At 38.4% G+C, this 20,557-nt stretch carries 24 protein-coding genes; 16 read left to right on the top strand and 8 right to left on the bottom strand.

The features are described from left to right. The first annotated feature begins 2 nt into the window (after positions 1–2). The 3 genes from ACE01N_RS05455 to metF are packed head-to-tail and all read left to right on the top strand — an operon-like array spanning position 3 to position 3,124. Positions 3–806, top strand: coding sequence for a peptidylprolyl isomerase (locus ACE01N_RS05455; RefSeq protein WP_380585608.1), 804 nt, complete (start codon positions 3–5; stop codon positions 804–806). After that, a complete protein-coding gene (locus ACE01N_RS05450) occupies positions 807–2,102 on the top strand; it encodes a peptidylprolyl isomerase (RefSeq protein WP_380585606.1) in 1,296 nt (431 codons plus the stop codon). A 59-nt stretch (positions 2,103–2,161) separates the two neighbouring features. Further along, positions 2,162–3,124, top strand: coding sequence for a methylenetetrahydrofolate reductase [NAD(P)H] (gene metF / locus ACE01N_RS05445; RefSeq protein WP_380585604.1), 963 nt, complete (start codon positions 2,162–2,164; stop codon positions 3,122–3,124). Between the two features lie 61 nt (positions 3,125–3,185). On the opposite strand, the gene ACE01N_RS05440 is transcribed toward metF, so the two are convergent. From ACE01N_RS05440 to ACE01N_RS05430, 3 genes are read right to left on the bottom strand one after another with little or no spacing between them, the layout of a single operon-like run. Beyond that, complete coding sequence (locus ACE01N_RS05440; protein WP_380585602.1) at positions 3,186–4,976, bottom strand: NADH-dependent [FeFe] hydrogenase, group A6; 1,791 nt, start codon at positions 4,974–4,976, stop codon at positions 3,186–3,188. Between the two features lie 17 nt (positions 4,977–4,993). Continuing rightward, positions 4,994–6,172 carry an NADH-ubiquinone oxidoreductase-F iron-sulfur binding region domain-containing protein gene (locus ACE01N_RS05435; protein ID WP_380585600.1) on the bottom strand — a complete coding sequence of 393 codons (1,179 nt, stop codon included), beginning with the start codon at positions 6,170–6,172 and terminating at the stop codon, positions 4,994–4,996. A 10-nt stretch (positions 6,173–6,182) separates the two neighbouring features. Next, positions 6,183–6,650 carry an NADH-quinone oxidoreductase subunit NuoE family protein gene (locus tag ACE01N_RS05430; RefSeq protein WP_375726736.1) on the bottom strand — a complete coding sequence of 156 codons (468 nt, stop codon included), beginning with the start codon at positions 6,648–6,650 and terminating at the stop codon, positions 6,183–6,185. Positions 6,651–7,379: 729 nt separating this feature from the next. Here ACE01N_RS05430 and ACE01N_RS05425 point away from each other — a divergent pair. Further along, a complete protein-coding gene (locus tag ACE01N_RS05425; protein ID WP_380585597.1) occupies positions 7,380–8,918 on the top strand; it encodes a glycine--tRNA ligase in 1,539 nt (512 codons plus the stop codon). Positions 8,919–8,940: 22 nt separating this feature from the next. Here the strand turns inward: ACE01N_RS05425 and ACE01N_RS05420 are convergent, their stop codons facing one another. Then, positions 8,941–9,441, bottom strand: coding sequence for a hypothetical protein (locus ACE01N_RS05420; RefSeq protein WP_380585595.1), 501 nt, complete (start codon positions 9,439–9,441; stop codon positions 8,941–8,943). 233 nt (positions 9,442–9,674) lie between these two features. Between ACE01N_RS05420 and ACE01N_RS05415 the strand changes: the two genes are divergently transcribed. From ACE01N_RS05415 to ACE01N_RS05380, 8 genes are read left to right on the top strand one after another with little or no spacing between them, the layout of a single operon-like run. After that, positions 9,675–10,154 carry a SoxR reducing system RseC family protein gene (locus tag ACE01N_RS05415; protein WP_380585593.1) on the top strand — a complete coding sequence of 160 codons (480 nt, stop codon included), beginning with the start codon at positions 9,675–9,677 and terminating at the stop codon, positions 10,152–10,154. Positions 10,155–10,165: 11 nt separating this feature from the next. Then, positions 10,166–11,068, top strand: coding sequence for a Fe-S cluster domain-containing protein (locus tag ACE01N_RS05410; RefSeq protein ID WP_380585591.1), 903 nt, complete (start codon positions 10,166–10,168; stop codon positions 11,066–11,068). A gap of 2 nt (positions 11,069–11,070) precedes the next feature. Continuing rightward, positions 11,071–12,402: an electron transport complex subunit RsxC gene (rsxC, locus tag ACE01N_RS05405; protein WP_380585588.1), complete on the top strand. Its 1,332-nt coding sequence runs from the start codon at positions 11,071–11,073 to the stop codon at positions 12,400–12,402. Positions 12,403–12,412: 10 nt separating this feature from the next. Beyond that, complete coding sequence (locus ACE01N_RS05400) at positions 12,413–13,408, top strand: RnfABCDGE type electron transport complex subunit D (RefSeq protein ID WP_380585586.1); 996 nt, start codon at positions 12,413–12,415, stop codon at positions 13,406–13,408. A gap of 12 nt (positions 13,409–13,420) precedes the next feature. After that, a complete protein-coding gene (locus ACE01N_RS05395) occupies positions 13,421–14,026 on the top strand; it encodes an RnfABCDGE type electron transport complex subunit G (RefSeq protein WP_380585584.1) in 606 nt (201 codons plus the stop codon). Positions 14,027–14,037: 11 nt separating this feature from the next. Then, complete coding sequence (locus tag ACE01N_RS05390; RefSeq protein ID WP_380585582.1) at positions 14,038–14,625, top strand: RnfABCDGE type electron transport complex subunit E; 588 nt, start codon at positions 14,038–14,040, stop codon at positions 14,623–14,625. Between the two features lie 17 nt (positions 14,626–14,642). Next, a complete protein-coding gene (rsxA, locus tag ACE01N_RS05385; protein WP_380585580.1) occupies positions 14,643–15,215 on the top strand; it encodes an electron transport complex subunit RsxA in 573 nt (190 codons plus the stop codon). Between the two features lie 22 nt (positions 15,216–15,237). Next, positions 15,238–15,582, top strand: coding sequence for a translation initiation factor (locus tag ACE01N_RS05380; protein WP_380585578.1), 345 nt, complete (start codon positions 15,238–15,240; stop codon positions 15,580–15,582). Positions 15,583–15,622: 40 nt separating this feature from the next. Here the strand turns inward: ACE01N_RS05380 and ACE01N_RS05375 are convergent, their stop codons facing one another. From ACE01N_RS05375 to ACE01N_RS05365, 3 genes are all read right to left on the bottom strand, one after another. Beyond that, positions 15,623–16,852, bottom strand: coding sequence for a M48 family metallopeptidase (locus ACE01N_RS05375; protein WP_380585576.1), 1,230 nt, complete (start codon positions 16,850–16,852; stop codon positions 15,623–15,625). Positions 16,853–16,944: 92 nt separating this feature from the next. Next, positions 16,945–17,376 carry an FKBP-type peptidyl-prolyl cis-trans isomerase gene (locus tag ACE01N_RS05370; RefSeq protein WP_380585574.1) on the bottom strand — a complete coding sequence of 144 codons (432 nt, stop codon included), beginning with the start codon at positions 17,374–17,376 and terminating at the stop codon, positions 16,945–16,947. Beyond that, entirely contained in the window at positions 17,369–17,578 is a 210-nt protein-coding gene (locus ACE01N_RS05365) for a (2Fe-2S)-binding protein (protein WP_380585571.1), read from the bottom strand. The genes ACE01N_RS05370 and ACE01N_RS05365 overlap by 8 nt, the downstream gene beginning before the upstream one ends. Before the next feature lie 131 nt (positions 17,579–17,709). Here ACE01N_RS05365 and ACE01N_RS05360 point away from each other — a divergent pair, with 131 nt between their 5' ends. After that, on the top strand, positions 17,710–18,348 hold the full coding sequence (locus tag ACE01N_RS05360; RefSeq protein WP_380585569.1) for a hypothetical protein: 639 nt from the start codon (positions 17,710–17,712) through the stop codon (positions 18,346–18,348). A 7-nt stretch (positions 18,349–18,355) separates the two neighbouring features. Here the strand turns inward: ACE01N_RS05360 and ACE01N_RS05355 are convergent, their stop codons facing one another. Next, the gene (locus ACE01N_RS05355; protein WP_380585567.1) at positions 18,356–19,162 is read right to left on the bottom strand and encodes an SDR family oxidoreductase; all 807 of its coding nucleotides are present in this window, start codon (positions 19,160–19,162) and stop codon (positions 18,356–18,358) included. Positions 19,163–19,294: 132 nt separating this feature from the next. On the opposite strand from ACE01N_RS05355, the gene ACE01N_RS05350 reads away from it, so the two are divergent. From ACE01N_RS05350 to ACE01N_RS05340, 3 genes are read left to right on the top strand one after another with little or no spacing between them, the layout of a single operon-like run. Further along, the gene (locus tag ACE01N_RS05350; protein ID WP_380585565.1) at positions 19,295–19,747 is read left to right on the top strand and encodes a DUF4293 domain-containing protein; all 453 of its coding nucleotides are present in this window, start codon (positions 19,295–19,297) and stop codon (positions 19,745–19,747) included. Between the two features lie 36 nt (positions 19,748–19,783). Then, positions 19,784–20,173, top strand: coding sequence for a bactofilin family protein (locus ACE01N_RS05345; protein WP_380585563.1), 390 nt, complete (start codon positions 19,784–19,786; stop codon positions 20,171–20,173). Between the two features lie 2 nt (positions 20,174–20,175). Further along, positions 20,176–20,556 carry a hypothetical protein gene (locus ACE01N_RS05340; protein WP_380585561.1) on the top strand — a complete coding sequence of 127 codons (381 nt, stop codon included), beginning with the start codon at positions 20,176–20,178 and terminating at the stop codon, positions 20,554–20,556. The last annotated feature ends 1 nt before the right edge of the window (position 20,557 follow it).

Below are 20,557 nucleotides of genomic sequence, written 5' to 3'. Positions count from 1 at the left end.
AAATGCAAAAAAAACTAATATTAATACATCTTATATTTATACTTTCCTTTTATGCCGCAAGTTCTCAGACGCATGAAGTTTTAATAAGTACGAATATGGGAAATATAAAAGTAATGCTGTACAATGGTACTCCCGAACATGCTAAAAACTTTATGCAGTTGGTAAATTCAGGGCACTTTGATGGCACATTGTTTTACAGGGTCATTAAAAATTTTATCATCCAGGGAGGTTCATTGGATTCAAGAAATGCCCCTCCCGGAAAGCATATCGGCTATGGCGTTTCAACGCGAATCATTAATTCAGAATTTAATCCTGAGTATTTTCATAAAAGAGGTGCACTTTGTGCCCCGAGACAACCAGATGATATCAATGTATTTAAAAAATCGGATGTAAGTCAGTTTTACATTATTTCGGGAAGGAAATACACGAATGAAGAATTGGATATTCTTGAAAATAGCCATAACAAACCCATCGAAATTGAATTAAAAAACAAATATTATGTTCCCCGCAAAGAGGAATTGGCCAGGCTTAAAACTACTGACCCAAAAGCTTTTAATGAATTGTTACGGGAAATAAAGAATAAGATACAGGTAGAATATCTGTCATCAGATTTAAAACGATTTACCAATGAACAGCGGGAAGTGTATACAACAATTGGTGGTGTTCCGGCTCTTGATGGAGAATACACTGTGTTTGGAGAAGTGATTGAAGGCATGGACGTAGTTGATAAAATTGCCAATTTAAAAACGGATAAAAATGATCGTCCTTTGCAGGATGTAAAAATGGACGTACGCGTATTAAAATAAATGAAGAACCTGCTATATATATTGGTTATAACTTTTCTGTTTTCGTGTGGCAACAGTAAGAAGAAACAGAATGAGCCAAAGAAAAGCAATTCTACAGATGTTGAACAGTACAGGAAGAATTTTCTGGCTAACACCGAAATCATAACTTACGACCAGTATGCTTCAAAGGATCAGACCGGAAACGGAGTACAGGTAGGTGATAAGATCGTTGCCATCCCCTTTTCTTTATCAAGCAATGCCTATTCTGTCCGGATCATTTATAAAGGTTCAGATATAGAACCAATGGCCCGTGGTTACCTATGGTATGACATAACCCAAAATATTTTACTTCTCAGGGTAAGTGGAAAACCGCATAAATTCCCAGAACTGCTATCTACCGATGTCCCAAAGGATCTGTACGGATTAAAGATAATTGACAGCAAACTGCGCAAGTTCAACTGCCAGCGTGATTCTGCTGTAATAATTAAGAAGCTGAAAATGTATACGGTTAACAGCCCGTATGCCGATCCTGGAACAGCCCTTTTTACGGCTGATCACAAACTGGCCGGTGTGATAACAACTGTCAGCAAAGATGGTACTGATCTGAAGGTAATTTATCCGGCGTATCGTCTGAAGGCCGTGACAGATACACTGAGTGACAATTTTAAGCCTATATCCAAACTAAGATTTAAAACCGATAAAGTATATCCGAAACCAGAAGACGTAAAAAGTTTTACGGTGGAAACAACCATGGGAAATTTTGAAATTAAACTTTCAGATAAATTACCCGAATACGAAAAGAACTTTATTCGTCTTTCCAGTGATGGTTACTATGACAGCCTTCTTATTCACAGGGTTTTGCATAATTTTCTTATTCAGACCGGAGCAGCCGATACCAGATATGCTAAAAAGGATGATCCGGTTGGATGGAAAGGTCCCGGATATACTTTACCTACTGAAATTATTCCGGGCCTTTATCACAAAAGAGGTGCTGTTGCAGCTTCGAAGTTGCCAAAATATAAAAACAAATACAACAGAACCGACGGATCACAGTTTTTTATTATTTCGGGCCGTATTTTCACCGATGAGGAACTGAACGATATAGAACAGGCCAAACAGATAACGTTTACTCCGGAACAGAGGAAAACCTATACAACCGTTGGAGGTGCACCTATATACGATGGAGATTTTACGGTATTTGGAGAAGTCATTAAGGGAATGAATGTGGTAGATTCCATTGCTGCTGTAGCCACAAATGACAAAGACAAGCCATTAAAAGATATCCGTATTAAAAAAATTCGGATCATTGAAAAATAGCCTGAGTTCCGTTTTTTTACTAATTTCGCGCTTCAAATCGGAACAAATCATTTATATATATGAAGGTTATTGATCATATAAGAAAAGCTGAAGCTGAAAAACGAACCGCTTTTTCTTATGAAATTCTTCCTCCACTCAGGGGTAAAAATATTGACCGCTTATTCAAAAATATTGATGCACTGCAGGAATTTAATCCTATTTACATTAATATAACCACACACCGTAGTGAAACTGTATTTAAAGAGACTCCGGATGGTTTGTTTAAAAAGGTTACTGTGCGTAGCAGACCCGGAACAATTGCCATTGCAGCGGCTATAAAAAGCCGTTATAATGTTAATGTGGTTCCTCATATGTTGTGTAGCGGTTTCACAAAAGAAGAAACAGAATATGCATTAATAGACCTGCAGTATCTGGGCATTTTCGATCTGCTGGTACTTAGAGGAGATAAAGCCAAACACGAGAAACAGTTTACACCATCTGTAGACGGACACTCACATGCGACAGAACTGCAACAGCAAATTAACGATTTCAATCATGGTATTCTGTGTGATGGATCAAAAACAGAACCCTATGATCATAAGTTTTCTTATGGAGTTGCAGGATATCCGGAAAAGCACGAGGAAGCTCCCAATATGGATTCCGACATTCATTTTATGAAACAGAAAGTAGATAATGGTGCGGAATACATTGTGACCCAAATGTTTTTTGACAATGCCAAGTATTTTGATTTTGTGGACAGATGCAGAAAAGAAGGAATTAATGTTCCAATCATTCCGGGATTAAAGCCAATTACGTTTAAGAGCCAGCTAACCGTACTGCCTAAAATTTTTAAATCAGATATTCCACAGGAACTTGCCAGCGAACTTTTAAAATGTAAAACGGATGAAGAGGCTGCGGTGGTAGGTACAGAATGGACTATTAAGCAGTCCAGAGAACTTATTAAAGCCGGTGTTCCAAACATTCATTATTACACGTTAATGGCTACACAAAGCATCAAACAAATTGCGACGGAATTATTTTGAAATATAAGAATGAATCCATATAAAAAAAGGGAGGCCAAAGCCTCCCTTTTCACTTGTTACTCTAATAGCGCTCCCGTTCTACGTATTTAGTGTGGAGTAAATGATGAGACTTCTCGCCAAGAGGTTGTCCAAGAAAATCATTGTATAATTTTATGACTTCGGGATTATCATGCGATTTTCGCATATCCATTCCCATATCTTCAGCATAAATTGCTTCCATGCGTTTCTGACGTATTTCAGGGCTTGTTGGTATAGGTTGACCACCACCTCCAAGACAACCGCCCGGACATGCCATGACCTCAAGAAAATGAAATTCGGCTTCGCCTTTTTTCATGGAATCCATAACCTTTTTAGCATTGATTAAACCATGCGCCACGGCACATTTCAGTTCAACGCCATCAAGAAAAGCCCATTCTTTTAACGGCTTTTCAATTTTTACACTGGCCTCGCGTACGCCTTCTATACCGCGAACCGGAGTAATATTCAAATCTTTGAAAGGCACTTCCCTTCCGGTTACGATTTCATAAGCTGTGCGCAGTGCAGCTTCCATAACACCACCTGTTGCTCCAAATATCACTGCGGCTCCGGTAGAATCACCCATCAACCTATCGTAGTGCATATCTTCAAGCTTCATAAATTCAATACCTGCCTGTTTGATCATAATGGCAAGCTCACGGGTTGTAAGAACGTAATCCACATCTTTGTAACCACTGTCATGCATTTCCGGTCTGCTGGCTTCAAATTTCTTTGCCGTACACGGCATGATAGAAACGCTTATAATGTCTTCCGGTTCCAGATTTCTTGCTTTGGCATAATACGTTTTAACCAGTGCGCCAAACATCTGTTGAGGAGATTTACAGGTGGACAGGTTTCCAAGGTATTCTGGATACATATGTTCAATATATTTTATCCAGCCAGGAGAACAGGATGTAGCCATCGGAAGTTTTACAGTTTCATCCTTATCAACCAGTGCTCTTTTAAGTCGGGTTAATAACTCTGTACCTTCTTCCAGAATGGTAAGGTCTGCAGTGAAATCCGTATCCAAAACAGAATCGAATCCCAAGCGTTTCAATGCTGCAACTAGTTTACCGGTAACCCTTGTTCCGGGCTCATAGCCCAACTCTTCACCCAAACCAATTCTTACAGCCGGTGCTGTTTGAACCACCACATGTTTTGTAGGATCAGCAATGGCATTCCAAACATCTTCAATGTAATTGCGTTCAACCAAAGCACCTGTAGGACAGTGGTTAACACACTGACCACAGTTAGTACAAACCACATCTGTAATTGGCTTTTCAAAAAAGGTTGAAATTTTCATATTTTCACCTTTATATGCCACAGTTAACGCATTTACTCCCTGAAGCTCTGCACAGGTTCTTACACATCTTTGACACCTAATACAACGACTATTGTCCTTAATGATCGACGGAGAATACATATCAATTGTACGTGGCTTATCGTGACTAATTTCGATAAAATCCTGTGTCATTATTTTATATTCGGAAGCCAGCGTTTGTAACTCACAGTTTCCATTTCTGTAACACTGGGTACAATTGGCATTGTGTTCAGCCAATAGAAGTTCTATCACGTGTTTACGTGCATTTCTGACTTTTAAAGTATTTGTTCGAACTTCCATTCCTTCAGCGCAAGGTGTTGCACAGGAAGCTGCCAAACGCCTTTGACCTTCCAACTCTACCACACAGACCCTGCAGTTGCCTGCAACACACAGATCCTTATGATAGCACAGTGTAGGAATCTTTATATTCAACATTTTTGCAGCATCCAGAATTGTTGTTCCCTGATCTACAGCACATTTTGCACCATTTATAAAAAGATTTATTTTTTTTGCCATAACAGTCGTTTTTTAAATTAGTAAATCATCTCTTCCTTGAAATTCTCAACAATGGCAGCAAATGAATTTGCCACAGACTGACCCAAGCCGCATTTTGCCGTAACCTGCATGGTTTCAGACAATCTCAGAAGAGTATCAAGATATTGAGCATTGCGTTCTCCACGCTTAACGGCCTGAATTCCCTTGTAAAGAACCTGACAACCTACCCGACATGGTGTACATTGTCCGCAGGATTCTTCCTTGAAAAAATCAAGATAGCTATTCAAAACATTAAACATTGAACGCGTACTGTTATATAGCATCATAGAGCCTCCGGTAGGTAACGAAATACCAACCAGCTTGCCCTGAAAACCGATGGCTGTTTCCTTAAACTTTTTGCGTGGTACCAAAAAACCGGATGCACCACCAACCTGAACTGCCTTGGTATCACCGTCTCCAAATTCCGTTACAAAATCATGCAACGACATACCAAGTTCCAGTTCATAAATTCCGGGTATGGGTGTATCGCCAGATATTGAAAAGAGTTTCGTTCCCCTGGAATATTGCACCCCTAAATCGTAGAATTTTTTATCACCATATTTAAATATGGTGAAAGTGTGAGCCAGGGTTTCCACGTTATTTATGACTGTTGGTTTATTAAGATATCCACTATCAGTTGGAAAAGGAGGTTTATTTCTGGGTTCACCTCTCCGTCCCTGCATGGATTCGAATAATGCAGTTTCTTCACCACATATGTAAGCACCGCTTCCCATAAAGATTTTGATACTAAATTCAAAATTCATCTCTTTACAGAAATACTGGAATTCAGCAATAGCCTCTTCCAACGGTTTTTTCAAAAATGTATATTCACCACGCAGGTAGATAAATCCTTTTTGAGCCCCTATAACCTTACCACAAATAGCCATTGCGGTGAGAACTTTATATGGAACTTTTGTTAATATTTCCCTGTCTTTAAAGGTACCAGGTTCACCTTCATCTGCATTGCAAATCACATACTTTTCATCAGCTTTCGCTTCTGAGGCCAGCTTCCATTTGAGTCCGGTAGGAAAACCAGCTCCTCCCCGTCCTTTCAACTCTGAGCTGATAAGGCTGTTAACTATGTCCTGAGTATCTCTAGCCAGGGTATCTGTTAAAATTTTTTCCCAATCATTATCATTTTTAAAGATCAGGTCTACTCTTTTTAATTGATATGCCATAACAAACTGTTTAACCCATTTTTAAATAATCAGAAATAACATCTCTCACTTTTTCTGGTGTCAGTTCTGTATAAACCTCGTCATTAATTAAAATGGCAGGCGCTTTATGACACCATCCCAAACAGTTAGTTTGCAAAAGAGTAAACATACCATCGGGAGTTGTTTCTCCCAGCTTGATCTTTAACATATCCTGTATAGCCAATAATATCTGATTCGTTCCTTTCATTGAACAGGATATTGTTTTACACACCCGGATAATGTTTTTACCGGTTTTTTTATTCTCCATAAAAGAATAAAAGGTAGCAGTACCAAATACTTCAGCGGCAGGCAAATCAAGCTCTCGGGCAACTTCTTTCATCGAATATTCCGATAAAAAGCGCTCCTGCTTCACCACACCCTGTAAAATTGGTAAGAGACTGGTTCTTTCACGACCATGAACTTCGGCCAGTTCGTGAATCAATTCCTTAATAGGATCCATAAGCGATTAGTTTAATTAGAGAATTACAAGTGTTTAGTTTAATAAGAGTACCATGTGGTTTGTTCCTTGCTAATGTGATCAACATCACGACTTTAAATATAGAAATATTTCTTTAATTAAAATGTTGGACAATAATGTTATTCAACATAATTAGAGAATTTTTTCTTTAATTAAAATGAGATTGAATAAGAGATATAAGTATTTTATTTACAGATAATTAAAAAATTCATAAAGGAAATTACGTTCATATAAGGACATAAAAAAGCCGCACCCTGGATCTGAATAAACTCCTGTATTACAGGATTTGAGTGCCAGAGCAGTCAAGTATCTGCCGTCCTAAAAAGGAACCCGAAGGTTTGCAGCCCGCTTTCCTACTCTTAAGCTTTCTCGGAAAATTTTGTAGTGTTGAGTTTATCAATCTATTCTGATGCGGCCAATATCTTGTATTCAATGAACGTTTTCGTATTTCGAAAATAGGTAAAAAACCCTTTACCGGCAAGGATTTTAATACTTTTTTTCATTAAAAAGACTTAAAATAAACCAGTGTCTGTAGTACACTAAATTATAAATTACTCAGTTCCAGAAAGTCAATACCTCAACAGTTCAAATCAGTTAGCTAAACAAAATTGCAGGATTAAAATACGCTGACAGCAACAATCGCTGTAATATGTTCCTATTTCACGATTTTTAGTTTATTTTTGTGCCCCGTAAAACAATAAAACTACAAGTATGTCAGAGGATATTTTTAAAAAACTGATCTCACATTGTAAAGAATATGGATATGTATTTCCATCCAGTGAAATATATGACGGACTCGGTGCTGTTTATGATTATGGTCAAAATGGTGTTGAGTTAAAAAACAACATAAAAAAGTACTGGTGGGACAGTATGGTTTTATTAAATGAAAACGTGGTAGGAATTGACTCTGCAATTTTCATGCATCCCACCATTTGGAAGGCATCAGGACATGTGGATGCTTTTAATGATCCTTTGATTGATAATAAAGATTCAAAAAAGAGATACCGGGCCGATGTCCTGATCGAAGATCTGATGGCAAAGTTCGAAGGGAAAATTGATAAAGAAGTTGAAAAAGCAAAAAAACGGTTTGGTGATTCTTTTGATGAAGCACAGTTCAGAGCTACCAATCCACGTGTTTTGGCCAATCAGGAAAAAATCGATGCTGTTCATACTCGATTTGTAAAAGCATTAAACGATAACGATCTGGCTGAATTAAAAGCAATTATTGAAGACTACGATGTGGTATGCCCTGTTTCAGGAACAAAAAACTGGACAGATGTTAGACAGTTTAACCTGATGTTCAGTACTGAAATGGGATCAACTGCAGATGGTGCCATGAAGATATATTTACGTCCTGAAACCGCACAGGGAATATTTGTGAATTACCTGAATGTTCAGAAAACAGGACGTATGAAACTACCTTTTGGTATTGCACAAATAGGTAAAGCCTTCAGAAATGAAATTGTGGCCCGTCAGTTTATATTCCGTATGCGCGAATTTGAGCAAATGGAAATGCAGTTTTTCGTGCGTCCGGGCGAAGAGATGGATTGGTTCAATAAGTGGAAGGAAACCCGTATGAAATGGCATAAATCACTTGGTATGGGCGACCAGAAATATCGCTTCCACGACCACGACAAACTGGCTCACTATGCTAATGCTGCTACAGATATTGAATTTGAAATGCCATTTGGATTCAAGGAAGTGGAAGGAATTCATAGTCGTACCGATTTTGACCTGTCTCAACACGAAAAGTATTCCGGTAAAAAAATTCAGTATTTCGATCCGGAACTTAATAAATCGTATGTTCCTTACGTCATTGAAACATCTATTGGGGTAGACCGGATGTTTCTGAGTATTCTGGCTGGTTCATACCACGAAGAGGAAGTTAAAGGAGATACACGTGTGGTTTTAAAGTTACCTCCGGTTCTGGCGCCGTTCAAACTGGCAGTATTACCACTTATTAAAAAAGACGGTTTACCGGAAAAAGCGCGGGAGATTATTGATGAACTGAAATTTGATTTTAACTGCCAGTACGACGAAAAGGATTCAATCGGAAAACGATACCGCAGACAGGATGCAATAGGAACACCGTTCTGTATTACTCTGGATCATCAAACCCTGGAAGATAATACGGTTACTATACGACACAGGGATACTATGGAGCAGGAACGTGTAAGAATTTCGGATCTGCAAAATATTATTTCGGATAAAGTAAGTATGAAGAGTTTGTTCAGGCAGATTGCGCAATAATACAATTTTATACTGGTAATCCTTATTGAATTGCCAGTATAAAATTGATCCATATGGAAGCCATTACCACAATACCCATTGCTATTCTGGAATGCCAGAACACGTTAGCAACATATAATCCTGATAATATAAGGTTTTCGTCGTGTTTTGAAGCCTCAATCACACCTTTTTCTGATGAACCGTTAAACTTTATAAGGGTACCATTATAATCTGTTAGTTCCCACTTTGAATTCCAGAAGTTATAATTCCTCAGATCAAATGTTTTATCCACCATTTTAATTTTAGCTGTTGAATTAAAAAGGTTGTAATTGATTTGTCCAAAGACATTGCCATCCCTATCAGATATTTTTGTCTTAACCAGGAAGATACCCCTGGTATTAAAATGAATCTGTTTACGTTTCAGTTCTGCTTTTGCTTGCCTGTTAAACGTGCTCTGTATCAGGTCCCCAACATGCGATCCCTGATTATAAAGATAATAGGTGTTTTTAAAATATTCCTTTTCCCAAGTATAATCCGAATTCATAACGCAAGTTTTTAGGTTGTTTTGGCATTTTCTCTTTTCAAATTTAGTGAATATTAACACTATTACGGATTGTGTAATAGTTAAGTTTACATCTTTTTAATGCTTTAGCAGTTTCCTGGTAAATATGCTATACGACATTGTTTTTTATTCGAACCGGTTTTGATGTCAAGATTCTCAGTGACATAACCCCCTTTTAAATCAGCTTTTTAAAACAATTCTAAATAAAATTTCTCATGCTGATTTTAGCAAATATATATTACATTTGTTGCCATAAATTGCAAAGTGGAGATTGCAAAATGCACTCAGAAGCAATAACACATTCAGGGAAAGTACAAAAGATATCAGGTGATTGTATCGAGGTTGAAATCCAGACCGGTTCAGCCTGCGGGCATTGTAGTGCCAGCGATCAATGTGTGGCAGCCGATTCCAGCACGCGCAGGATCACTGTGGAGAATTATCAGGGGCCTGCTTTGAATATCGGAGATTGGGTCACATTAACCGGAAAAAACCGTGATGGATTAACTGCTGTATTTTTTGCTTACTTTCTTCCGTTTATTTTAGTGATTGTAACGCTGTTTGTATCTAATTCCATAGTTGATAGCGAGGCCATATCCGGTCTCATTTCTTTAGGGATACTTATTCCCTACTACATTGTGCTCTGGTTATTTAAGAACCGTTTAAAAAGAAAGTTTTCATTTAAAATAAATATTTAGTTTTTACTAATATGAGTCTTACGCTAATTGTAATGATAAGTCTTGGAGGCCTTGGAGGTATTTCTGCTGCGATTCTCTATTTTGCGGCACAAAAATTCAAGGTATACGAAGATCCAAGAATTGATCAGGTTGAAGAAGCACTACCTGCTGCCAACTGTGGCGGATGCGGATATCCCGGATGCCGTGGATTTGCAGAAGCATTGGTGAAGGCAGATGATTTGGCTGATTACAACTGCCCGGTTGGTGGTGCCGATGTCATGAAAACCGTTGCATCAATCCTGGGTAAAGAAGCCGCTGTTGCAGATCCATTGATAGCCGTTGTAAGATGTAACGGGTCTTGTGAAAACCGACCTAAAACAAATACCTACGACGGTGCCACATCCTGCGCTATCGCTTCATCTTTATATGGTGGAGAAACCGGTTGTTCATATGGATGTCATGGTTTAGGTGATTGTGTGATTTCATGCGATTTCGACGCTATTCATATGGATGAGGTTACAGGCTTACCCGTTGTTAACGATAAATGTGTGGCATGTGGAGCCTGTGTTAAAGCCTGTCCGAATAACATCATAGAGATGCGTAAAAAGGGTCCTAAAGACAGACGGATCTATGTCTCGTGTGTGAATCAGGATAAGGGCGCTGTTGCCAGAAAGGCATGTAATGTAGCATGTATCGGTTGTAACAAATGTTTTAAAATTTGTCCTTTTGATGCCATCATTATGGAAAACAACCTTGCTTACATTGATTATAATAAATGTAAGCTGTGCAGAAAATGTGTAGATGTTTGCCCGACAAATTCTATTCATGAACTCAACTTTCCACCTAAAAAGATAAAAGTGGATACTGAAGCGGTAAATGCAACCAAACCTGACAAAGATAACCAGAGTACGAACTCAACTAATAAGGAGGCATAATCGTGTTAAAGACGTTTTCATTAGGTGGTGTTCACCCTGCTGAGAATAAATTTTCTGCAGATAAAAAAATTGAAATTCTTCCCGTACCTGAAGAAGTGGTAATTCCTCTTGGACAGCATATAGGTGCACCTGCTACAGCCACGGTTAAAAAAGGAGATACTGTAAAAGTTGGTCAGTTGATTGCCCAGGCCGGAGGTTTTGTTTCGGCAGCGATCCACTCCCCTGTTTCAGGAACAGTTGTTAAAGTTGACGAAGCTATTGATGCAAGCGGTTACAGAAAGCCTGCCATCTATATAAAAACAGAAGGTGATGAGTGGGATGAAAAAATTGACCGCTCTGAAAAACTGGTTAAGACCTGCAACCTTGACTCAAAGGCAATTATCGAAAAGATAAAGGATGCCGGTATTGTAGGTCTCGGTGGCGCTACTTTCCCTACTCATATTAAGCTCTCCCCGCCTCCGGGTATGAAAGCTGAGGTATTGATCATTAACGGAGTGGAATGTGAACCATATCTTACTTCGGATCATAGGGTAATGCTAGAAAAAAGTGATGAAATTCTGGTTGGAATCGAGATTCTGAAAAAAGCATTGAATGTTGAACGGGCAATAATCGGAATTGAGAATAATAAACAGGATGCAATAAAACTTCTGACTGAGAAAGCAATTGAATATCAGAACATTGAAGTTGTAGCATTAAAAGTTCAATATCCTCAGGGTGGTGAAAAACAGCTGATAAAAGCAACCATCAATAAAGAAGTTCCATCAGGACAATTACCGATTGCCGTTGGAGCTGTGGTTCAGAATGTAGGTACAGCACTGGCCGTTTATGAAGCTGTTCAGAAAAACAAACCATTATTTGAACGCGTAGTAACCGTTACCGGAAAATCTCTGAAGCAACCATCCAATTTTCTGGTGAGACTGGGGACACCAATAAAAACACTGATTGAGGCAGCAGGAGGATTGCCAGAGGATACAGGCAAAATAATTGGTGGTGGACCAATGATGGGAAAAGCTCTGGTAAATACTGATATTCCTGTAACGAAAGGGAGTTCGGGAATTCTTATTATGCAGAATGAAGAGGCAGGCAGAAAACCGATGCAGAACTGCATCCGTTGTGGAAAATGCGTGAATGCCTGTCCAATGGGCTTATCACCCTACCTGCTAATGGTACTCGGAGAAAAAGACTTGCACGAAAGATCAGAGAAAGAACGTATCATGGACTGTATAGAGTGCGGTTCATGCAGTTTTACCTGCCCTGCAAACCGTCCGTTGCTGGACTACATCAGATTAGAAAAAGGTAAAGTAGGAACAATAATCAGAAACAGAAAAAATTAAATACTTAACTATGTCAAAGATAACAGTAGCCCCTTCTCCTCATGTGCATAGCGGCGACAGCATTTCAAAAAACATGTACTATGTTTTGCTGGCGTTGATCCCTGCATTTGCGGTCTCGATATTCAATTTTGGATTGGGCAGTATTGTCGTTATGGCTATTTCTGTAGCATCATGTCTGGTATTTGAGTACGTAATAGCTAAATACATCCTTAAAACAGAACCCAGCATAACAGACGGTTCAGCTCTTATTACAGGTGTTTTACTTGCTTTTAATGTACCTTCCAATCTTCCGTTCTGGATCATTATAATAGGTGCCCTCGTTGCAATAGGCGTAGCCAAAATGAGTTTTGGTGGCCTGGGAAACAATCTTTTCAATCCGGCATTGGTTGGACGTGTATTTTTGTTGATTTCTTTCCCGGTTCAGATGACCTCGTGGCCCATTCCGGGAGCTGACAGACTTGCTTATACAGATGTCACTACCGGTGCAACGCCCTTAGCCATTATAAAAGAAGGCCTTGCGAACGGAGACAGTTATACTTCATTACTTGGTAAACTTCCCTCCTACATTGATATGTTGTTTGGATACACCGGTGGCAGCGCCGGTGAAATGGCTGCAGCAGCACTTATACTGGGACTTATTTTTATGCTTTGGAAGAAAGTCATCACATGGCATATTCCGGTAAGCATCATCGGAACAGTAGCAATATTTACATCGCTTCTTTATTATCTGGGTGCTCCTTCCGCTGATCCTATCGTACATCTGTTGTCCGGTGGTTTAATGCTGGGTGCTATATTTATGGCAACCGATTATGTAACCTCTCCTATGAGTAATAAAGGTATGATAATCTATGGTATTGGCATTGGTGTGATAACAGTAGTCATAAGGGTTTTTGGTGCATATCCGGAGGGAATTTCATTTGCTATTCTGATAATGAATGCATTTGTTCCGATTATCGATATGTATATTAAACCAAAGAGATTTGGCGTGGTAAATGTGAAAAAGTAAAAGCATCTCACAATGAAAAAATTAGAATCTTCATTTCTCAATATGTTCCTGGTTTTGCTGGCAATCGCTTTAATTTCCGGCGGAGCACTCGGAACTGTATATAATATAACAAAGGCACCTATTGCTGAAGCCAAAATGGCAAAACAGGTAAAAGCTATTGAACAGGTTGTTCCCGGGTTTACAAACCAACCTTCCAAAGAGGCACTGAATATAAATGTGGATGGGGAAAAAGTTACTATCTATCCAGCTAAAAAGGATAATAAGTTTATTGGTGCAGCTGTTGAAACCTTTTCAAAAAATGGATTCAGCGGGTTAATTAAAGTTATGATCGGGTTTGACAAGGAAGGTAACATTATCAACTACTCTGTTCTTGAGCATAAAGAAACACCAGGGCTTGGAAGTAAAATGAATGATTGGTTCCGGGTCGGAAAAGGAGATATTAACGGAAAGAACCCTGCCACCACAAACATGGAAGTATCCAAAGATGGTGGTGATATAGATGCCATAACTGCAGCAACCATTAGTTCAAGAGCATTTTTGGATGCCGTGAACAGAGGCTACAAGATTTATGAAGAAAAAATTGACTCCCTGAGTGGAGCAACTGACATGAATGAATAAACAAGGAGCATATGAATCAGTGGAAAAATTTTAATAAGGGTTTCTTTAGAGAAAATGCAGTTTTTGTGCTGCTTCTCGGTATGTGTCCCACCCTGGGTGTAACCTCATCAGCCATTAATGGTTTGGGAATGGGACTGGCAACCACTTTCGTGCTGACCATGAGTAACCTGGTGGTTTCATTAGTGAAGAATCTGATACCCGATAAAGTGCGAATACCTGCATTTATAGTCATAATAGCATCATTCGTAACTTTGGTAGAACTCTCTATGCAGGCCTATTTACCGTCATTGTTCGAAAGTCTGGGCATTTTTATTCCGTTAATCGTTGTTAACTGTATTGTTCTGGGGCGTGCCGAAGCTTTTGCCTCAAAAAACAGTCTGATGAGCTCAGTAATCGACGGACTGGGAATGGGACTTGGCTTTGCGATGGCCCTTTCAATTTTGGGTTCAGTACGTGAATTTTTAGGAAGCGGGAAAATATTCGGTGTCACCATATATCCGAATCAGTATGGCATGCTGATTTTCGTTCTGGCTCCTGGTGCTTTTATTGCACTTGGATACTTAATTGCGTTTATCAACCGAATGCGTAAAGTTGCATAACATAGAAAATAAGAATCATGGAATATATATTAATATTTATATCGGCAATATTTGTAAACAACATCGTTTTAAGCCAGTTTTTAGGAATTTGTCCATTCCTGGGTGTTTCTAAAAAAATAGATACTGCCGTTGGTATGACCGGTGCCGTAACGTTTGTTATGGTTATCGCAACCATTGTTACATATCTGATCCAGAAATATATACTTGATGCTTTTGGTATCGGATTCCTACAGACGATTACATTTATTCTGGTAATTGCTGCTTTAGTTCAATTGGTTGAAATTATTCTTAAGAAAGTAAGCCCTCCTCTTTACCAGGCTTTGGGTGTATTTCTTCCGTTAATCACCACAAACTGTGCAATTCTTGGTGTAGCCATTATGACCATTCAAAAGGAATATAATCTGCTGGAAGGTGTGGTGTTTTCCTTTTCTACAGCAATTGGTTTTGGATTAGCGCTTATACTTTTTGCAGGTTTGCGTGAACAAATGGACCTTGTAAAGATTCCTAAAGGTATGAAAGGCACTCCCATTGCTTTAATTACAGCCGGCTTGCTGGCCATGGCATTTATGGGATTTGCCGGTATCGTATAATTCAAATCAAAAATATTCTGTTATGTCCGAAGACTGGAAAAAGAGATTAGGAATGGTTTATTCCTCTAATCCTGATTATAATTACGAAGCTGATGATGAAAATCTGGAAGAGACTCCCGAGAATAATAAACAGGACTTAAGAGTATTACGGGACAGCAAGAAAAGAAAAGGGAAAACTGTTACGCTGGTTACCGGATTTATTGGACACGATGATGATCTGAAAGAATTAGGGAAATTATTGAAAACCAAATGTGGTGTTGGTGGTACTGTTAAAGATGGCGAAATAATAATACAGGGAGACTTCAGGGACAAAATATATGACATCCTTAAATCTGAAGGATATAAAGTAAAAAAGGCCGGAGGTTGATTAAATGTCAACCTTTTTTGTTAAAATTCCACTAAAGTTGTTATGCTGCCAAAGCATGAATGCGCTGAAGTAATGTTGGATGAGAGTAATAAAAAAACACATACAATTTATGCGGTTTAAGATTACTTAGCGATTTAACAGACAGTTTTTTAAGTCCTTCAGTCAAGGCTAAACCCGAAAAATTTTCCTTTGCAAAACGGTCCGCTTGATATTCATTTTTACGAGAAAGCATATTCATAAAAATATCCAGTATAAAGGATACGGGACTATATAAAATTCCAAATGCCAGCACATTAATATGAAAGCCCGGAACTTTTGCCCCAAGCGCTTCGCTTAAAGCGTTGCTTTGCAAAAACAGTGATAGTATAAATAACATAATTCCACTGTTCACTATCGTAATAATAATGCTCTGAAGCGTATGTTTCTTTTTATAATGCCCAATTTCATGTGCCAGTACGGCGGTGACTTCATCTTCTGTCAGATCATTTATTAAAGTATCGTACAACACGATCCTCTTTTTGGGTCCTAAACCGGAAAAAAACGCATTGGCTTTTGTACTTCTTTTTGACCCATCCATCACAAAAATATTATCAAGTTTAAACCCCGTCTTAACACTCAATTTTTCAAGCTTATCGCGTAAAGAACCTTCTTCCAGCGGCTTTTGCTTATTGAATAACGGTAGAATAAGGGATGTATAAAACATAGCGGTAAACAGGGAAAAAATCACAATTATAGCCCAGGCTATCAGCCAGAAATAGTTTTGGGTCAGTGTGTAAACCCAAACAATAAGACTTAAAATGCCCCCACCTACGATAGCAGTGATTAACCAACCCTTCAACGTGTCCAGTACAAATGTTTTGGGAGTGGTTTTATTGAACCCAAATTTTTCTTCAATAACAAAAGTAGAATAAATAGAAAATGGCATGGTCAACAGATCAGATGCCAATCCGATAATTCCAAAGAAAAGTAAAGCTATCAATACTGCACTATCCGTTACTGAACGCACTAAAGTATCCAGCCATCCGAAGCCTCCCATAAATAGCATCAGCATAATTAATACGGTGCTGAATGTACCTGTTATCTGTGAAAATCGCTGTTTTACCTTGTAATAATCCTGAGATTTTTTGTATTCTTCATCACTGTATATACCTTTTAACTCATCCGGCAGAGTATTACTTAACTGTCTTGTATTAAGCCAATCAAGATATAGCTCGAAAAAGTAATCGAAAATAAGAATGAAAATAATGATCCAAAAAACTGTGTTTCCCATTTAAAGAATATAATGCCACGTTAAATCATGAAGCGTTTACAAAGATATTATTATTCTTTAACTCACAAACAGTTATTCGGATAACACTACTTTCATGAGGTAGATATTAAGCGGATATCAAATGAAATGACTGCAAAAGGAGGAATTTTACCCGATGTGCCTTTTCTTCCCCAACCTAATTCCGGGGGAACCCAAAACTTAAAGCGACTTCCTTCTTTCATTAAAAGTACACCTTCCTTAAGTCCGTCAATTAATTCTTCGTATTTTACTTCATCCGGTTGATTTTTTCGATAGGTGTCTTCCAGAATTGTTCCATTTAATAACAGAGCTCGCTGATGAATAACTAATTTACTGTATTCATCCGGGATATTGCCGTTTCCTTCCTCAATTACCTGGTATTGTAAACCTGAATCTGTTTCAATCACATCTTCTTTTTTCCTGTTCTTTTCCAGAAATTCCTCCCCGGTTTTCTTATGAAGTCCTGCACCTCCCCGGTTTTTTAATTTTTGTTCGCGTTTAGCCAAAATTCTCGTTTTTAAACAGATTATTCTGTACATATTTTACAGTCCGGTTCATTTCTATAAACTGAACCAGGCTCCTGTAACACTTTCCACAACTTACAGATGCACCCGTCATCAACCTGATATCTTCAACTGAGGCATCCGGATGCTTCTTAAGTGCTCTTTTTACATCAGCACCACTCACCCTGTTACACGTACAAATCATACCATAAAACTACTGCAAATCAGTATATTCATAAAAAGTCATACTACCTGATTACTAACATTTTTTCCAAATGAATTGTTTTTTCACGTTTGAGGTCATAAATTTGATTAAGCAACCAAAACAATACGAAAATGAAAAAGTCACTGTTCTTAGTTTCAATGAGTATATTATTTGCGGCCTGTGCTCCCGTTTATTTTCCAAACCAGTTACAAACACCATTGCTGCAGGATCAGGGTGAAGCAACAGTTTCAGCTTCCCTTGGTACGTCAACTTTCGATATGCAGCTGGCCTATTCTCCCATTAAGCATATTGACTTAACAGGTGATTTCTCTGTTGCCAACGGGAATGATCATGAACATCTGCAGTTTGAAGGAGGCATGGGTGTTTATCAGACCATTAATAATGCATTGCACCTGGAACTTCTTGGTGGCGGTGGTGCCGGTTATTCCACCACAACCACACAGGGAACTTTTGGAGAACATAACGAAGGAGCCTTCTCTAGATTTTATATCCAGCCGAATGTTTTTGTGGTCAGCGATTATATTGAAGCAGGCCTGGCAACCAGAGCATCCTTTATCTCATTCAGGGAGTTTGGAACAGGAGTTTATGTTGAACCAACTTTTGTCGGCCGCTTTGGCATTGAACATTTGAAATTTCAGTTGCAGGCGGGGTTATCCTTTAACGTTAATGACAATTCCGTTTTGGACTATAATCCTTTTATTTTTAATGTCGGACTGGTTTATACATTTCATCACAGAAGCAATCCCTGATTCAGCTCTATAATGGAGCATCAGGCTCTTTTGCCATGTGATTGTAAGTCAGCTTTATAAGTAGTCCGGGCATAAATTTACTCAGAAAGACGGTTAATTTACCTTCAACAAAGGTAAGAATTAGCGTGCGTTTGCGCTTTATCACAGCCTTGTAAATGTGCTGTGCTACTTCTTCCGCACTCATCATTTTATCTTCTTTTCTGGGCGTTTCACCCTGTGAAGATCCATCAGCTGTCAAGGCAGAAAACCTGACATTTGAAGCCGTAAAGCCCGGTGCAGCAATTAATACGTGCAATCCCTTTTTAAGATTCTCGGTTCTTACCGTATTTAAAAAACCATGCATGGCAAATTTTGAAGCGGAATAACCGGTCCGCCCGGGCAAACCGACATAACCGGCTATGGATGAAACTCCCACCAGTGAACCTTTGCTTTTTAAAAGATAAGGTAACGCATATTTGGTACAATACACGGTTCCCCAAAAGTTTACATCCATTAAGCGTTTCAGTACAGAAAGTTCCACATCCATGAAATTAGCACGCATGGAAATACCTGCATTATTTATCAAAACATCTACTCTCCCAAATTTTGAAACGGCCTTTTCCACAAGATTTTTACAATCACTTTCAATGCTTACGTCCGTTTTTACCGCAAGCACCTGAATACCAGACTTTTCAAGCTCAATACTCAATTCATTAAGTTTATCAAGCGAGCGTGCTGCCAGTACCAAATGCGATCCTTTGATGGCATACTGACGAGCCAGTGCAAGACCAATTCCTGAAGATGCTCCTGTTATGATAACAACCTTGTCTTTCATCCTTTTTATTATTTTGGATCAACAAAAGTAAGATTTGAAAATTAAATTACATATCGCACGTTAAACTTTTATCTGAAACCCTGCAATGACACGATTTTTTTTAACTTTGCTTTAACTTATAACATGTAAACTATGATACAACGCATACAAACACTTTATCTGTTTTTAGTAGTAGTACTAACCGGAGTAATTTTAGCTACAAATATTCTGAGTTTTACCAACACAGGGCTTATTTTCTTGAGCCCTTACAGACTCTATAACGAAACAGGAATAACCATAAAAGAGGCCATGCCTTTAGCAACGCTATTTCATCTGAGCTTCATATTGGTTGCTACAGCAATATTTTTTTATAAAAAAAGAGTTATACAAATTCGTATTTCAATATTCAGTCTTGTCTTATATTTAGGATCATATGCTTTGATTGCATATTACTATTTTACATTCAAAAAAGATTTATCTTTAGAATTCAATTCATTTAAAATTGGTGCTGTTATTCCGTTAATTAATGCTATATTGCTTTATTTAGCAGTGAGGAGCATCGGTAAAGATGAAGCACTGGTGAGGTCGTTAGACAGAATACGATAAATATTAAAAGTAGCTGTACTTTCAAAAATTAGAACAATGGCAAAAACAAACTCAATTGAGGAAACAAAACACAATCTGATCACAACCGGAACCAAAATCAAGGGTGAATTATCAGCAGAAGGCGATTTAAGAATCGATGGAATTGTAGAGGGAACAATCAACTGCAAAGGTAAATTGGTTGTAGGTCCGGAAGGTTCACTAAAAGGCGAAATAACCTGCAAAACAGCAGAAGTTATGGGTGCCATAGAAGGAAAGCTGTTAGTTAATGAGCTGCTGTCCATTAAAGCTACTGCCAAAATAAACGGTGACATTAAAACGTCCCGTCTGGCTATAGAACCGAATGCGGTCTTTACCGGCACCTGCGACATGGGAAAACCGGTAGTTCCAGGCCCATCCACCAAAGATTTAACAGATAAGAAAAAATAGAAATGAGTCCCCACAAAATTCGCAGAGCCTACAAATTCATGGGTCTGTACGCGTTAGCCTTATTTGTATTACATAATGTAGTCAATGCAATTGTTCCGCATCTTTCCATACTGAAAGAGCTGGTGATCATTCATATTATTATTTATGCTATGTGCGTACTGGATTATGCTGTTTCTAAATTTCTTATTGATCATAACAAGTCATATAAGCTGCTCATTGTTTTAGGAAGTATAACCGCGAAAATGTTTGTTGCCCTGATTGTAATTCTGTTGTTCTATTTTTTGAAAGAAAACAACATGAATACCTATATCTTTTCTTTCTTGATTGTTTACTTACTTTATCTACCCGTTATTACTTACTTCTTTGTTAAGGACTTTAAATAAG

The sequence above is a fragment of the Quyinboa ferrireducens genome, from assembly GCF_042436675.1.
Lineage (GTDB): Bacteria > Bacteroidota > Bacteroidia > Bacteroidales > UBA5342 > JBHJHP01.
This window is presented reverse-complemented; position numbering and strand designations above follow the sequence as displayed.

Excerpts from the sequence above, each read along its gene's own strand:
- ACE01N_RS05455 (WP_380585608.1), top strand. The coding sequence starts at position 3 with ATGCAAAAAAAACTAATATTAATACATCTTATATTTATACTTTCCTTT.
- ACE01N_RS05420 (WP_380585595.1), bottom strand. The coding sequence starts at position 9,441 with ATGAATTCGGATTATACTTGGGAAAAGGAATATTTTAAAAACACCTAT.
- ACE01N_RS05400 (WP_380585586.1), top strand. The coding sequence starts at position 12,413 with ATGTCAAAGATAACAGTAGCCCCTTCTCCTCATGTGCATAGCGGCGAC.
- ACE01N_RS05365 (WP_380585571.1), bottom strand. The coding sequence starts at position 17,578 with ATGATTTGTACGTGTAACAGGGTGAGTGGTGCTGATGTAAAAAGAGCA.
- ACE01N_RS05395 (WP_380585584.1), top strand. The coding sequence starts at position 13,421 with ATGAAAAAATTAGAATCTTCATTTCTCAATATGTTCCTGGTTTTGCTG.
- ACE01N_RS05345 (WP_380585563.1), top strand. The coding sequence starts at position 19,784 with ATGGCAAAAACAAACTCAATTGAGGAAACAAAACACAATCTGATCACA.
- ACE01N_RS05430 (WP_375726736.1), bottom strand. The coding sequence starts at position 6,650 with ATGGATCCTATTAAGGAATTGATTCACGAACTGGCCGAAGTTCATGGT.
- ACE01N_RS05390 (WP_380585582.1), top strand. The coding sequence starts at position 14,038 with ATGAATCAGTGGAAAAATTTTAATAAGGGTTTCTTTAGAGAAAATGCA.
- ACE01N_RS05415 (WP_380585593.1), top strand. The coding sequence starts at position 9,675 with ATGCTGATTTTAGCAAATATATATTACATTTGTTGCCATAAATTGCAA.
- ACE01N_RS05380 (WP_380585578.1), top strand. The coding sequence starts at position 15,238 with ATGTCCGAAGACTGGAAAAAGAGATTAGGAATGGTTTATTCCTCTAAT.
- ACE01N_RS05410 (WP_380585591.1), top strand. The coding sequence starts at position 10,166 with ATGAGTCTTACGCTAATTGTAATGATAAGTCTTGGAGGCCTTGGAGGT.
- ACE01N_RS05360 (WP_380585569.1), top strand. The coding sequence starts at position 17,710 with ATGAAAAAGTCACTGTTCTTAGTTTCAATGAGTATATTATTTGCGGCC.
- ACE01N_RS05440 (WP_380585602.1), bottom strand. The coding sequence starts at position 4,976 with ATGGCAAAAAAAATAAATCTTTTTATAAATGGTGCAAAATGTGCTGTA.
- metF (WP_380585604.1), top strand. The coding sequence starts at position 2,162 with ATGAAGGTTATTGATCATATAAGAAAAGCTGAAGCTGAAAAACGAACC.
- ACE01N_RS05425 (WP_380585597.1), top strand. The coding sequence starts at position 7,380 with ATGTCAGAGGATATTTTTAAAAAACTGATCTCACATTGTAAAGAATAT.
- rsxA (WP_380585580.1), top strand. The coding sequence starts at position 14,643 with ATGGAATATATATTAATATTTATATCGGCAATATTTGTAAACAACATC.
- ACE01N_RS05350 (WP_380585565.1), top strand. The coding sequence starts at position 19,295 with ATGATACAACGCATACAAACACTTTATCTGTTTTTAGTAGTAGTACTA.
- ACE01N_RS05355 (WP_380585567.1), bottom strand. The coding sequence starts at position 19,162 with ATGAAAGACAAGGTTGTTATCATAACAGGAGCATCTTCAGGAATTGGT.
- ACE01N_RS05450 (WP_380585606.1), top strand. The coding sequence starts at position 807 with ATGAAGAACCTGCTATATATATTGGTTATAACTTTTCTGTTTTCGTGT.
- ACE01N_RS05435 (WP_380585600.1), bottom strand. The coding sequence starts at position 6,172 with ATGGCATATCAATTAAAAAGAGTAGACCTGATCTTTAAAAATGATAAT.
- ACE01N_RS05340 (WP_380585561.1), top strand. The coding sequence starts at position 20,176 with ATGAGTCCCCACAAAATTCGCAGAGCCTACAAATTCATGGGTCTGTAC.
- ACE01N_RS05375 (WP_380585576.1), bottom strand. The coding sequence starts at position 16,852 with ATGGGAAACACAGTTTTTTGGATCATTATTTTCATTCTTATTTTCGAT.